Raw genomic sequence first — 13,387 nt, forward strand, 5'->3', positions numbered from 1 at the left:
GACGCGCGGGATGGAGACTTTGCCGGGGTGGGCACACCGATTCTATGGCGTCGGCGTGCCCCCACGGCGGCTGTTCGTGATGCTCAGCCCACCCGGATCGGAGTTCGGGTGACCGGCCGACGGGCCGAGCGGACGGTGTGCGCACGCGGCTGCGGAGCGGCCTGGATCTGTTCCAGACCCGCCCGCTGTACGAATATCGAACGCCGGTTGACCGCGTCCCCCGCCGCGTTCAACTCGTAGCCTTCGAGCCAGAGCCAGCCGTCGTAGGTGGGTCGGTCGAGTACCCGGATCACCCGGAACTGGATGGGCTTGCGGAACTGGACACTCGCCGCGCGAGTCACGTGCAGTACGTCACCGGAGCGGGGAAGCACATGGGCTCCTGAGAGGGTTGGCCGACGGGGAAGGTCGGCGGGGGCGATCGGGGGGAGATGCGGCTCCGGCAACGAGGTCGTGTCTCGTGCGCCGGTTCGTGGCGCGGGCGTCGGTCGGTGCCGGGCACGCTGGTGGCGCGCCGCTCGACCGGTGCGGGCTCAGGTGGTGTCGCCGGAGCCGCCGCCGGGGGTGGGCGGCCGGCTCCCGTGCGGGGAGTCCGTGCCCATGGCCGACGGTCGGGTCTGCACCCCGTCCGCGCCTCCGCCGTGGGGATCACGGGGGGAGATGGCGCGGAGACGGTGCGTAACCCAGGTCATACGGACAGAGTGCATCAGAGACGTGCTGCATGCAAGTTGCACGTAGACTTTTGCCAATAAGTGAGCGGCTCGCACGAAACGGCGCTTGAACGCGCCACCACCCGAGCGGCACACTGAGGAACGGTTTCGCCGCCGCGGCCGGCCGACGACCGGCACCACCCCAACGCCGCGTACGCTCGCCAGCCCCGACGGTCGCGCCCGAGGCGGGTGTCGAACCGACGGCGCGTCGAGGCGAGAGGTGACATCGGGTGAGCGAGCGCCGCAGTCCGACCATCCGGCGGCGCCGGCTCGGCGCGGAGTTGCGCCGCCAACGCGAGGCCGCCGGCATCACCATAGAGGCGGTCGCAGAGCAGTTGGAGTGCTCGGCGTCGAAGATCTCCCGCATCGAGACCGGCCACACCACCGCCACGCCCCGCGACGTCCGGGACATGCTCCGCATCTATGGCGTGGTGGGGGCAGAGAGCGACGAGCTGGTGCAGATCGCCCGCGAGGCGCGGCAGAAGGGCTGGTGGCACCCGTACAGCACGGTGCTGGTCGGTGCGTTCGTCGGCCTGGAGGCGGCGGCCAGCTCGATCCGGGCGTACGAACAGCAGGTCATACCCGGACTGCTGGAGACCGAGGACTACGCCAGCGCGATGATCAAGGCCGCTCGTCCGGACTTCACCCCCGAACAGGTACGACAACGAGTGCGTGTCCGACTCGGCCGTCAGTCGTTGTTGACCCAGGATGATCCGGTCGATCTGTGGGTGGTGCTCGATGAGGCGGTGCTGAGCCGTCCGGTTGGCGGGGACATGGTCATGCGTGACCAGCTCAAGCGATTGGCGGAGGTGGCCCAACTGCCGAACGTGACGCTCCAGGTCCTGCCGTTCGAGGTAGGGGCGCACGCCGGCATGGACGGCACCTTCACGATCCTCAGCTTTCCCGAACCCGGTGATCCGGATGTCGTGTACGCAGAGAACGCCACGGGTGGGCTCTTCCTGGAGAAGAGCGACGAGCTACAGAAGTACAGCTTCATCTTCGATCACATTCGAGCAGCGGCCCGACGTCCGGAGGAGTCCGTCGAGTACATCGCGAGACTGGCAGAGGAGCCGTTGTGGAAGTGGCGACGCAAGGATTCTCCGTGGACCTGACGCAGGCGACATGGTTCAAGAGCTCGAAGAGTGGGCCGAACTGTGACAACTGCGTGGAGGTGGCGTACGTGACCGGGGCGGTCGGCGTCCGGGATTCGAAGGACAAGGCCGGTCCGGCCCTCGTCTTCGCCCCGGGGCACTGGCACGCCTTCGTCGCCGGCACCAGGGACGGCGCGTTCGGCCGGAGCTGACTGGCGGTAAGCGGTGTGGACGGTCCCCGTCCGGCTCGGCCGGACGGGGACCGTCGTCGTGTCGGGTGCCCGTGGCCGTCCCGAGGGCTGCCGTCGCCACATCGACCGTGTCTCGTTGTACCTGTCGGTACGCGCTGGTCGACATCCTCCCGGCAGGGCGGGTAACCGAACGAGACAGGCGAGACGCAATGACGAGTATCGGATCAGAGAACATCAGCAACGGTCCCGCGAAGGCGGAGCGGTTCGGCGGTCAGTACCGCGGCGCCCGCCGGGACAGCATGTTGAGCGAGGTGCCGCCGGACGGTGAACGTGGCGGGCGGGACGTCCGGGGCGAGGCGGCGGCGCAGTCGCAGCACGCCCCACCGTCCCTGGACCCGAATCCGCTCACCGAGGGGTCGTTCCCGCCACCGGGATGGCCGATGACGGAGAACCCTTCGCTGGTGGACCACCCGCTGATGCACGGGCTGATGATGGAGTTGCCGCCGCGCGGCAGCGTGCCGCCGCCCGGCTGGCTGGACCGTTGGTTCGAGGCGACCCGGGCGATCCTGGAACTGCTATACGTGCAGGGCTCGGGCCGACTGCGCTGACGTCACCGCCCGCTCCGGCATGGCCAACTCGGCGAGCCGGTTGTGCCGCAGCGCGTGGCGTACGCCGATGGCCGCGACGCCCAACGCGCCCACGGTGACCGCCGGCCCGGCCGCACCGGGTCCGAGCAACTGACCGACGCCACTCGCCGCGATCAGGGCCGGCAGCAGAGCAAGCCCGGTCACCTGCAACGGCAGACCGATCAGCGGGTGGGCGGCGGCGGCCCGCAACCCGTGCGGTGCCGGGGTCCGGGGTGCCGTGGCGAGCGTGGTGGCGCCGGCCAGCAGTCGGCGTACCCGGCGGACCGTGCAGATCGCCACCACGGCGGCGGGGACGGCGGCCAGCGTGAGTCCGCTCGCCGCCCGGTCGGCCAGGGTGGCTCCCGGGGTGCTCAGTCCGGCGATCGGCAGCGCCACCGTCAGGGCGAGCCCGATCCCGGTCAGGCCGAGCAGCCAACCGGCGTGCCGGCGCAGCCGGCGGGCGTGGGTCATCCGGGGCAACCCGTCCGCGACGTATCCGGCGACCCACCAGACGGCGGCGACCGGGAGCAGGAGGGCGAGATGGCTCTGCATGCCCATCAGACTTGCCCGCTTTCCGCGCTCGCGAATCCGGGCCCGTCCCCCGTTCCTCCCGTACCCGGTCCCCGTAGGGGGCCATCGCACCGGCGTGATGGGAGTTCCGGCATGTTTATCTGCCTCCGGGCACACCACTACTCTCACCTCGATCGGCTTTCATCGATCAACCTGCCACGAACGGGTCGACGATCGGTGCCGGTCGGAGGGAGGTAGGAAGATGGCTCTTCCACACAGGACCGTACTCGTCGGCCTGGCCGCGCTGGCCATGGTCGCCACGGCCAGCCCGGCCATGGCGGCCGAGCCGGTCGGCACGGTCAGGAGTGCCGGCGGTGCCACCGCCGTCGAGGGCAGCTACATCGTCGTGTTCAAGGACGCCGAGGTGGGCCGCAGCGCCGTCGGCTCGTCGGTGGACCGGCTGCTGCGCCGGCACGGCGGCAGCACGGCCCGCACCTACACCGCCGCGGTACGCGGTGCGGAACTCCGGGTCAGCGCCAAGGCGGCGGCGCGGATCGCCGCCGACCCGGCGGTGGCGTACGTCGAGCAGAACCACACCGTCACGATCAGCGGCACCCAGACGAACCCACCGTCCTGGGGCCTGGACCGGATCGACCAGCGGAACCTGCCGCTGAACAGCTCCTACACCTACCCGAACACCGCCTCGAACGTCACCTCGTACGTCATCGACACCGGCATCCGGACGACCCACTCGGACTTCGGTGGCCGGGCGACCTGGGGCACCAACACCGTCGACACCAACAACACCGACTGCAACGGCCACGGCACCCACGTCGCCGGTACGGTCGGCGGCACCGCGTACGGCGTCGCCAAGGCCACCCGGCTGGTCGCGGTCAAGGTGTTGAACTGCCAGGGCAGCGGCACCAACGCCGGAGTCATCGCCGGCATCGACTGGGTCACCGCGAACGCGGTCAAGCCGGCCGTGGCCAACATGAGCCTGGGCGGCGGGGCGAACACCTCGGTCGACAACGCGGTGATCAACTCGATCAACGCCGGCATCACCTACGCGGTGGCCGCCGGAAACGGCAACGCGCTGGGCCAGCGGCAGAACGCCTGCAACTACTCGCCGGCCCGGGCCGCTCCGGCGATCACCGTCGGCGCCACCCAGAACAACGACGCCGCCGCCAGCTTCTCCAACTTCGGCACCTGCGTGGACATCCTCGCGCCCGGCGTGAGCATCACGTCGGCCTGGCACACCGGCGACACCGCGACCAACTCGATCAGCGGTACGTCGATGGCGTCACCGCACGTGGCCGGCGTCGCCGCACTGGTCCTCTCGGCCAACCCGTCGTGGACCCCGCAACAGGTCCGGGACTACCTGGTGGCCAACTCCACCCCGAACGTGATCACGAATGTGGGCACCGGCACCCCGAACCAACTGCTCTACGTGGTCAACGGCGACACCCCGCCGCCGACCAACGACTTCTCGGTCTCGGTGTCGCCGACCTCCGGCTCCACCGCGCCCGGTGGCTCGGTGACCGCGAGCGTGGCCACCGCCACCACCAACGGGTCGGCGCAGTCGGTCAGCCTCTCCGCGAGCGGCCTGCCGTCCGGGGCGACCGCCTCGTTCAGCCCGGCCACCGTCACCTCCGGCGGGTCGTCGACGCTGACCGTCACCACCTCGGCGAGCACCCCCGCCGGCACGTACCCGGTGACGGTGACCGGCAGCGCCACGTCCGGCAGCAGGACCGCGACGTACTCGCTGACGGTGACCGGCAGCGGCAGTGGCGGATGCACGGGCACCAACGGCACCGACGTCACGATCCCGGACGCGGGCGCGGCGGTGACCAGCTCCATCACCATCTCCGGCTGCAACCGGAACGCCGCGTCGAACTCGACCGTCGCGGTGAACATCGTGCACACCTACCGTGGCGACCTGGTCGTCGACCTGCTCGCCCCGGACGGCTCGTCCTACCGCCTGAAGAACAGCAGCATCTTCGACGGCACGGCCAACGTGAACGCCACCTACACGGTGAACCTCTCCAGCGAGGCGGCGAACGGCACCTGGCGACTCCAGGTGCGGGACGTCTACAGCGGAGACACCGGTTACCTCAACACCTGGACGCTCACCCTCTGAGCATCGTCCGTGACGGCACCGGGCCCCCTGGCGGTACCGCCAGGGGGCCCGGTCTCCGTCGTCGGGTCAGACCGCGAAGGTGCTCGGACGCTCGGTGGCCGGTGCCGGCGGGCGGGCCTTCCACAGCCCGGTCTTCTGCGCGAAGAGCCGGCCGAGGTACGCCGGGTTGAGGATCACGTAGCGACGCCAGAGCCGCTTCGGCTCCAGCCCGAGCCGCCAGAACCACTCCAGCCCGGCCCGCTGCATCCACGGCGGTGGCTGGCGCAGCAGCCCGGCGTGGTAGTCGAAGGCCGCCCCGACCGCCATCATCGGCATGTCCAGCAGCGGACGCATCGCGTACGTGAAGACCTCCTGGCGTGGGCAGCCGAGGCCGACCAGGACGAGCCGGGCACCGCTGGCCTTGATCCGGTCGGCGATCTCGACGTCCTCGCCCGGCTGTACGGCGCGGAACTTCGACGCCTCCACCCCGGCGATCTTCAACGCCGGGAACATCCGCTCCAGCTCCGGGATGAGCCGGGCCAGCGTCTCGTCGGTCGAGCCGTACAGGTAGACCGGCAGGCCCTCGTCGGCGAAACGGGAGAGCACGTGCAGGGTCAGCAGCGGCCCGTAGACCCGGTCGGTGAGGCCGGCACCGTGCAGCAGGTTCAACGCCCAGCGCACCGGCTGGCCGTCCGGGGTCACCACGTCGAACGAGTTGAGTCGCGCGTTGTGCGGCGGGTCCAGCACGCCGGTCATCACGCCGTGCACGGCCAGCGCGGTCAACGCCATCGGACGGCGTTCCTGCGCGGCGGCCACCACCCGCTCGGTCGCCTCGGCGTAGTTCGTGGCGTCGACGAGGACACCGAGGACGTTCTTCTTGGTCATGCTCCCGGCACCCACTTGTCCACGTTGGCCTCGTAGATCTCACGCATGATCATGGGTACGTCGTAGACCTGCTTCCAGTCCGGGTAGTCGGCCTGGAACGCCTCGTTCGAGCCGATCCACCACTTGTGGTCGCCGATCCGGTTGGCCTCGACGTACTCCGAGATCATCTCTTGCCCGGTGATCCGCTCGGCCTCGGTGAACGCCTCCCGCATGGAGGTGTTCGAGTGCCGGCCGCCGCCGAGGTTGTACACCGCCGCCGAGCGGGGGTTGCGGAAGAACGCCTCGAACGCGGAGACCACGTCCGAGCTGTGGATGGCGTCCCGCACCTGCTTGCCCTGGTAGCCGTAGATCTTGTACGTCCGGCGTTCCAGGTTGCAGCGCATCACGTACGCCAGGAAGCCGTGCAGTTCGGTCGCCGAGTGGGCCGGGCCGGTCAGCGTCCCGCCCCGGAAGCAGGCGGTCCGCATGTCGAAGTAGCGACCGTACTCCTGCACCATCACGTCGGCGGCGACCTTGGAGGCGCCGAAGATGGAGTGCAGGCAGGCGTCGATCGACATGTCCTCGCGGATGCCCTGCTCGTACGGGTGGCCCGGCTCGATCTCCCAGCGGGTCTCCAGCTCGACCAGGGGCAGGCTGTTCGGCCGGTCGCCGTAGACCTTGTTCGTCGAGCAGTGGATGAACGGTGCCTCCACGCAGTGTTCCCGGACGCTCTGCAGGACGTTCAGGGTGCCGGCGGCGTTCACGTCGAAGTCGGTGAACGGGTCACGGACCGCCCAGTCGTGCGAGGGCTGCGCGGCCGTGTGGATCACCACGGCGACGTCCCGGCCGTACCGCTTGAACAGCGCGCCGAGCGCGCTGCGGTCGCGGATGTCGATGCTGTGGTGCGAGTACCCCTCACCCAGCTCGTCGGTCAGCCGGCGGACGTTCCACGCGGTGGACGCCTCCTCGCCGAAGAACTCCTGCCGCATGTCGTTGTCGATGCCGACGACGTCGAGACCGAGGCCGGCGAAGTGCCGGACCGCCTCGGAGCCGATCAGCCCGCCCGAACCGGTCACGAATGCGACACTCACATGCCACTCCTGGTGCGTCGGAGGCAGAAACCATCGGAGCATAGCGTGACGTTTGGTGCGCCTCGATACGGAGCGAGGGCCCCGCGTCGCCGCGGAGCCCTCGTCTGTGGTGGGGAAGGGGGGAGTTGAACCCCCACGCCCTTTCGGGCACACGGACCTGAACCGTGCGCGTCTGCCATTCCGCCACTTCCCCGTGGCATGACCTCGGGCAGCGTAGCCCGGACCGGTTCCACCGTCTCCGGCGGACCTCGGCAATGCTACGTGACCCTCGGTCGTCACCGCGAATGGCATTCGCTGCTTCCAGCGGTTACCGTTCGTGGCGGACGAAAGAGTAGCACGACGATCCGAGGCCGTCCGAACGGGCCGTGGCCTGCTGGCCGAGCGGCGTGTGAGCTGCGTGCGCTCTGGACGGATACCATCATGTCCTCGGGACTCGAGGAGGAGCCGGTGAGCGTGCTGCAACGCTTCGAGAAGCGTCTGGAAGGCCTGGTCGAAGGGGCTTTCGCCAAGGTCTTCAAGGGGGTCGTGCACCCCGTGGAGATCCTCAACGCCATGCAGCGGGAGGCCGAGGCGCACAAGGCCATCCTGGCCGGTGGGCGCACCTTGGTGCCGAACCGCTACGTGATCGATCTCTCGCCCTACGACCACAGTCGGCTGGCGCCGTACGCCGCCGCGCTGGCCCAGGAACTGGCCCAGTCGCAGGCGGAGTTCATCGGCGAGCAGGCCTGGACGGTCTACGGCGACGTGATCGTCGAGATCGAGCGCGGTGAAGGGCTGGACACCGGCATGTTCCGGGTCACCGCCGAGGTCTACACCGGTGGCGAGGTCGCCCCGGTCTCGGCGCCCGGCGGCGGGTACGACGCCGGCCCGCCCGGCTACCCCTCGTACGACCAGGGCGGCGGCTACGGCCCGCCGCAGGGTCATGGTGGCGGTCGCAACGTACGGCTGGTCTCCGGTGACGGCCGCACCTACCCGCTCCAGATGGGTTCGACCGTGATCGGTCGGGGCGACCAGGCCAACCTGCGTCTGCCGGACGTCGGTATCTCCCGGCGACACGCCCGGCTGGACTTCGACGGCGGCCAGGTCGTGCTGACCGATCTCGGCTCGACCAACGGCACGATGGTCAACGGCCAGCGGGTCTCCGCCGTGGCGCTGAACCCCGGCGACATGATCCAGCTCGGTACGACCACCCTGACCTTCCGCGTGGACGGCTGACCCGCCTTGCCGGAACTCGTCATCACCGTCGCCCGGTTCGGATTCCTCGTCCTGCTGTGGATCTTCGTGTTCACGGTGGTCGGCGTCATCCGTCGGGACCTGTTCGCGGGGGCCCGCTCAGGTCGGCTGGTGGCCGCACCCCGAGCGGTCGGCGCGTCGACCGGCCAGGCGACGGCGAAGCCGGCGAAGGTGAAGCGGGGGCGGGCGGCACACCAGCTCGTGGTGACCGCGGGGCAACTGGCCGGCACCCGGATCACGTTGGGCGAGGCACAGATAACCATCGGTCGGGCGGAGGACTCCACCCTCGTCATCACCGACGATTACGCCTCCGCGCGACACGCCCGGCTCGTACCGCGCGACGGGCAGTGGTTCGTCGAGGATCTCGGTTCGACTAACGGGACGTACCTCGATCGCGCTAAGGTCACCGGACCGACCCCCGTTCCCCTCGGCGTGCCGATCCGGATCGGCCGCACCTCTCTCGAATTACGGCCATGACTCTGACCCTGCGCTATGCGGCCCACAGCGACCGCGGTCTGATCCGTGACGGTAACCAGGACTCCGTCTACGCCGGACCGCGGCTACTCGCCGTCGCCGACGGCATGGGCGGCATGGCCGCCGGTGACGTCGCCAGCAACATCGTCATCGGTGCCATGGCGCCGCTCGACGAGGACGTCCCCGGTGACGCCCTCGTCGACGCGTTGCGTTCCGCCGTGGGCACCGCCAACCAACAGCTCCGCGACACCGTGGAAGCCAACCCACAGCTGGAGGGGATGGGCACCACGCTCACCGCGACCCTCTTCTCCGGCAGCAAGCTGGGCATGGTCCACATCGGTGACTCGCGGGCCTACCTTCTGCGCGACGGTGAGTTCGCCCAGATCACCAAGGACGACACCTACGTCCAGATGCTCGTCGACGAAGGCCGGATCAGCCCGGAGGAGGCGAGCAGCCACCCCCAGCGCTCGCTGCTCACCCGGGCCCTGGACGGCCGGGACATCGACCCCGAGTACTCGGTGCGTCAGGTGCTCACCGGCGACCGCTACCTGATCTGCTCCGACGGACTCTCCGGCGTGGTCAGTGCGGAGACCATCGCCGAGACCATGCGTGAGTACACCGACCCGCAGCAGTGCGTCGAGCGACTCGTGCAACTCGCCCTGCGCGGCGGCGGTCCGGACAACATCACGGTGATCATCGCGGACGCCACCGACCGGGACATCGTCGAGGCGGCCCCGATCGTCGGCGGCGCGGCGGCCCGGGACCGTGGCATGGCGACCTCGGCCGACGTCTCCACCCCGGCCGCTCGGGCCTCGGCGCTCTCCGCGCCCCGCCCGGCCGTGCCGGAGGAGCCCGCCGGCAACGCCGACGACGAGCCGGAGGCCCGTCGCCGCCCGCTGCGGGCACTGGCGATGACGACCGCCCTGGCGGTCATCCTCGGCGGCAGCCTCTACGGCGGGTACACCTACACCCAGCGGCAGTACTACGTCGGTGCCACGCAGGACGGCCAGGTGGCCGTGTTCCGCGGCATCCAGGGTCAGATCGCCGGGATGGACCTCTCCACGGTCCACTCGGAGAGCAGCGCCCAGCTCGACGATCTCACCCTCGCCGCGCAGGAGCAGGTCAAGCAGGGCATCCCGGCCAAGAGTGAGCCGGATGCGGAACGCCGGTTGGCCGAGCTGACGGTGGACAGCCCCACCAACGTCAACCTCAAGCCGATCTGCCCGCCCACGGCGACCCCGACCCCCGACGCCGGCGAACCGTCGCCGGCAGCGGATCCGCCGAGCGGCTCGCCGAGCCCGGTCGGCAGCGCGTCGGTCTCCGCCACGGGTGCCTCCGCGACCCCGCCGGTGCGCCCGTCCGACAACGGGGCGGCGCTCCTGCCCACCACCGGTACACCCGATGCCACGCCCGACACCTTCTCGCCCACCGTCGACCCGGCGGCCTGCCGGTCGCCCGAGTAGGCACCGGCACCCGAACCGAGGACGATCGTGACCGCAGCGGCCACCCCGGCAACCTCGCCCGCCAGTGCGGGCGAGCGTTCCGGCGTACGCCAGGCCCGGTCCCGGCGCAACGCCGAGCTGTCGCTGCTGTTGCTGGCGATGGCCCTGGTCGCGGCGTACGGGGCGATGGTCGAGGCGAACGTGCTCGACACGGTCACCCCGACCTTCTGGGTGCCGGCCGCCGCGCTCACCGCGGTGTTCCTCGGCATGCACCTGGTGATCCGGTTCCTGGCGCCCTTCGCCGACCCGGCCCTGCTGCCGGCGGTGGCCCTGCTCAACGGGCTCGGCGTCGGCTTCCTGCACCGGCTGGACCTGGCCCGGTCGGCTCCCGAGGACCGGGTCGACATGGCCACCTTCGCCGGCACCGGCGGGCGGCAGTTGGCCTGGACGCTGGTCTCGGTGATCCTCGCCGCCGGGCTGTTGGCGCTGATGCGCGACCATCGCTCGATCTCCCGGTACGCGTACACCCTGGGCCTGGCCGGCATCGTGCTGGTCATGCTGCCGGCCGTGTTGCCGGCCAGCATCTCCGAGATCAACGGTGCCAAGCTCTGGGTCCGGGTCGGCAGCTTCTCCATCCAGCCCGGCGAGTTCGCCAAGCTCGCCCTGCTGGTCTTCTTCGCCTACTACCTGGTCCGCAAGCGCGAGGTGCTCTCGCTGGCCAGTCACCGGTTCCTCGGCATCGACTTCCCGCGTGGTCGCGACCTGGGGCCGGTGCTGGTGGTCTGGGCGATCAGCCTGCTGGTCCTGATCTTCGAGAAGGACCTGGGCACCTCGCTGCTCTACTTCGGCATGTTCGTGGCGACGGTGTACATCGCCACCGAACGGGTCAGTTGGCTGCTCATCGGTCTGGTCCTCTTCTTCGGCGGCGCCTACCTCGCGTACGTGCTCGGGGAACTGGTCGGTGGACCGTTCGCGAACTTCTACGTCCGGGCCGAGATCTGGCTCGACCCGTTCGCCGAGCCGTACGACGCCGGTTACCAGTTGGTGCAGGGGCTGCTCGCGCTCGGCACCGGCGGGATGTTCGGCGCCGGACCGGGCGGCGGCCAGCCGCTGCTGCTGCCGGAGGTGCAGAACGACTTCATCTTCGCCGGCCTCGGTGAGGAGATCGGCCTGTTCGGCCTCTCCGCGCTGCTGGTGATCTATCTGCTGATCGTGGAGCGTGGGCTGCGGGCCGCCATCGCGGTCCGTGACTCCTTCGGCAAGCTGCTCGCCGGTGGCCTGGCCTTCACCCTCGCGCTCCAGGTCTTCGTGATCGTCGGCGGCATCAGCGGGCTGATCCCGCTCACCGGTCAGACCACCCCGTTCCTCTCCGCCGGTGGCTCCTCGCTGATGGCGAACTGGCTGCTCGTCGCGGTGCTGCTGCGGGTCTCCGACGCCGGGCGCCGCCCGGTGACCGGGATCGGCGGCAAGGTGAACCGCCCGTCCGGCGGACCGCCCGAGCAACTGCACGGTGCCCCCACGGAGGTGATCAAGCCGTGAACGCACCCCTGCGCCGGGTCGGCGTCGTCGTCATCGTCCTGTTCGCTCTGCTCTTCGCCAACCTGAACTGGATCCAGGCGTACAAGGCCGACGAGTACCGCACCAGCGACTACAACGGTCGGGTCCAGGTCGCCGAGTACGAGCGCCGTCGCGGCAACATCGAGGCGGGCGGCACCGCCCTGGCGGTCAGCAAGGAGACCGACGGCGAGCTGAAGTTCCTGCGGACCTACCCGGGTGGGGCGAAGTACGCCCACGTGCTCGGCTACAAGCCGGTCAACCTCGGCGACACCGGGATCGAGCGCTCCGAGAACGACTTCCTCGCCGGCACCAGCGACCAGCTCATCGCCAACCGGATCAAGGACATGTTCACCGGCGACCGCACCGCCGGGGGCAACGTGCTGCTCACCCTCTCCCGGCGGGCCCAGGACGTCGCGTACGACCAGTTGCGCAACAACAACCGGGGGGTGAAGAAGGGCGCGGCGATCGCCATCGACCCGAAGACCGGGGCGGTGCAGGCGATGGTCTCCATGCCCAGCTTCGACCCGAACCCGCTGGCCAGCCACAACACGAACGAGGCGACCAAGGCGTACAACGAGCTGGAGCAGGACCCGCAGCGCCCGCTGCGCAACCGCGCGCTGGGCGAGGTGCTGCCGCCGGGCTCCACGTTCAAGATGGTGGTGGCCGCCGCCGCGCTGGAGAACGGGATCGGCAAGGACACCAACATCCCGGCCGGGCCGAGCTACACCCCGCCCACCTCCGGCGAGGCGATCACCAACGCGGTGCCGTCGATCTGCCCGCAGTCCGAGGTCACCCTGATGAAGGCGGTCACCGACTCCTGCAACACCGGCTTCGCCAAGCTCGGTGTGCAGCTCGGCCCGGACGTGATCAAGGAGAAGGCCCGGCAGTTCGGGTTCGAGCAGGAGGACCTCACCGTCGGCCGGCTCGGCGAGGGCGGCCAGTCGGTGGCGGCCAGCCGTACCGGTGATATGCAGAACCCCGACGGCGGGGCCGACCCGGCGGCGCTGGCCCAGTCCTCCATCGGGCAGCGCGACGTGCGGATGAGTCCCCTGGAGGGGGCGATGATCGCCGCGGCGGTCGCCAACCAGGGCAGTCAGATGCGGCCCTATCTGGTACGCCAGCTCCTCGGGCCGGACCGCACCACGGTCTACGATCCCGCCCAGCCGCGCGAACTGCGCCGTCCGGTGAGCCGGGAGGTCGCCGCCGACCTGCGGGACATGATGGTCAGCGTGGTGGAGAACGGCACCGCCCGGTCCGCGCAGATCGACGGCTACACCGTGGGTGGCAAGACGGGCACCGCCCAGTCGGCGCCCGACCGGCCCGACCACGGCTGGTTCATCGGTTTCGCCATCGACTCCAACGGGGAACCGGTCTCGGCGGTCTGCGTGCTGCTCGAAGAGGCCGGCAGCGGCGGCAGCGCAGAGGCGGCCCGGATCACCGGGCAGATCATGCGCGCCGTCATCGCCGACCGTGGAGGGCGTTGAC

At 70.2% G+C, this 13,387-nt stretch carries 13 protein-coding genes and 1 tRNA gene; 9 read left to right on the forward strand and 5 right to left on the reverse strand.

All coding sequences use genetic code 11. The annotated features are described in order from the left end of the window. Positions 1 to 83 precede the first annotated feature (83 nt). Complete coding sequence (locus ACQVFL_RS30640; protein WP_396696459.1) at positions 84 to 371, reverse strand: hypothetical protein; 288 nt, start codon at positions 369 to 371, stop codon at positions 84 to 86. Positions 372 to 937: 566 nt separating this feature from the next. Between ACQVFL_RS30640 and ACQVFL_RS30645 the strand changes: the two genes are divergently transcribed. The 3 genes from ACQVFL_RS30645 (at position 938) to ACQVFL_RS30655 (ending at position 2,597) form a co-directional block, all read left to right on the forward strand. Beyond that, a complete protein-coding gene (locus ACQVFL_RS30645) occupies positions 938 to 1,819 on the forward strand; it encodes a helix-turn-helix domain-containing protein (RefSeq protein ID WP_396696461.1) in 882 nt (293 codons plus the stop codon). Further along, positions 1,789 to 2,010: a DUF397 domain-containing protein gene (locus ACQVFL_RS30650; protein ID WP_131051387.1), complete on the forward strand. Its 222-nt coding sequence runs from the start codon at positions 1,789 to 1,791 to the stop codon at positions 2,008 to 2,010. The genes ACQVFL_RS30645 and ACQVFL_RS30650 overlap by 31 nt, the downstream gene beginning before the upstream one ends. A gap of 188 nt (positions 2,011 to 2,198) precedes the next feature. Next, a complete protein-coding gene (locus ACQVFL_RS30655) occupies positions 2,199 to 2,597 on the forward strand; it encodes a hypothetical protein (RefSeq protein WP_396696463.1) in 399 nt (132 codons plus the stop codon). Here the strand turns inward: ACQVFL_RS30655 and ACQVFL_RS30660 are convergent. Continuing rightward, entirely contained in the window at positions 2,565 to 3,167 is a 603-nt protein-coding gene (locus ACQVFL_RS30660) for a hypothetical protein (RefSeq protein ID WP_396696465.1), read from the reverse strand. The two genes, ACQVFL_RS30655 and ACQVFL_RS30660, sit on opposite strands and share 33 nt — an antisense overlap. Positions 3,168 to 3,387: 220 nt before the next feature. Here ACQVFL_RS30660 and ACQVFL_RS30665 point away from each other — a divergent pair, with 220 nt between their 5' ends. Continuing rightward, positions 3,388 to 5,262 (forward strand): S8 family peptidase, encoded by a 1,875-nt coding sequence (locus tag ACQVFL_RS30665; protein ID WP_431728182.1) that lies wholly within the window; start codon positions 3,388 to 3,390, stop codon positions 5,260 to 5,262. 66 nt (positions 5,263 to 5,328) lie between these two features. Here ACQVFL_RS30665 and ACQVFL_RS30670 read toward each other — a convergent pair whose 3' ends face one another. The 3 genes from ACQVFL_RS30670 to ACQVFL_RS30680 all read right to left on the reverse strand — a co-directional run bounded on the left by ACQVFL_RS30670 (position 5,329) and on the right by ACQVFL_RS30680 (position 7,389). Continuing rightward, positions 5,329 to 6,126, reverse strand: coding sequence for a WecB/TagA/CpsF family glycosyltransferase (locus ACQVFL_RS30670; protein ID WP_350697917.1), 798 nt, complete (start codon positions 6,124 to 6,126; stop codon positions 5,329 to 5,331). Continuing rightward, positions 6,123 to 7,238, reverse strand: coding sequence for an NAD-dependent epimerase/dehydratase family protein (locus ACQVFL_RS30675; protein WP_396696469.1), 1,116 nt, complete (start codon positions 7,236 to 7,238; stop codon positions 6,123 to 6,125). The genes ACQVFL_RS30670 and ACQVFL_RS30675 overlap by 4 nt, the downstream gene beginning before the upstream one ends. Positions 7,239 to 7,303: 65 nt before the next feature. Beyond that, positions 7,304 to 7,389, reverse strand: a tRNA-Leu gene (locus ACQVFL_RS30680). 227 nt (positions 7,390 to 7,616) lie between these two features. On the opposite strand from ACQVFL_RS30680, the gene ACQVFL_RS30685 reads away from it, so the two are divergent. Genes ACQVFL_RS30685 through ACQVFL_RS30705 form a run of 5 tightly spaced genes read left to right on the forward strand, consistent with a single transcriptional unit; the run spans position 7,617 to position 13,386 of the window. Further along, positions 7,617 to 8,411, forward strand: coding sequence for a DUF3662 and FHA domain-containing protein (locus ACQVFL_RS30685; RefSeq protein WP_350697915.1), 795 nt, complete (start codon positions 7,617 to 7,619; stop codon positions 8,409 to 8,411). A gap of 6 nt (positions 8,412 to 8,417) precedes the next feature. Next, positions 8,418 to 8,906: an FHA domain-containing protein FhaB/FipA gene (locus ACQVFL_RS30690; RefSeq protein ID WP_111242783.1), complete on the forward strand. Its 489-nt coding sequence runs from the start codon at positions 8,418 to 8,420 to the stop codon at positions 8,904 to 8,906. Continuing rightward, on the forward strand, positions 8,903 to 10,366 hold the full coding sequence (locus ACQVFL_RS30695) for a protein phosphatase 2C domain-containing protein (RefSeq protein ID WP_396696472.1): 1,464 nt from the start codon (positions 8,903 to 8,905) through the stop codon (positions 10,364 to 10,366). The genes ACQVFL_RS30690 and ACQVFL_RS30695 overlap by 4 nt, the downstream gene beginning before the upstream one ends. A gap of 27 nt (positions 10,367 to 10,393) precedes the next feature. Beyond that, positions 10,394 to 11,884, forward strand: coding sequence for an FtsW/RodA/SpoVE family cell cycle protein (locus ACQVFL_RS30700; RefSeq protein WP_396696474.1), 1,491 nt, complete (start codon positions 10,394 to 10,396; stop codon positions 11,882 to 11,884). Further along, positions 11,881 to 13,386, forward strand: coding sequence for a peptidoglycan D,D-transpeptidase FtsI family protein (locus ACQVFL_RS30705; RefSeq protein ID WP_431728183.1), 1,506 nt, complete (start codon positions 11,881 to 11,883; stop codon positions 13,384 to 13,386). The genes ACQVFL_RS30700 and ACQVFL_RS30705 overlap by 4 nt, the downstream gene beginning before the upstream one ends. The last annotated feature ends 1 nt before the right edge of the window (position 13,387 follow it).

Origin of the sequence: Verrucosispora sp. TAA-831, assembly GCF_050780145.1 — a bacterium.
Classification (GTDB): Bacteria; Actinomycetota; Actinomycetes; order Mycobacteriales; family Micromonosporaceae; genus Micromonospora.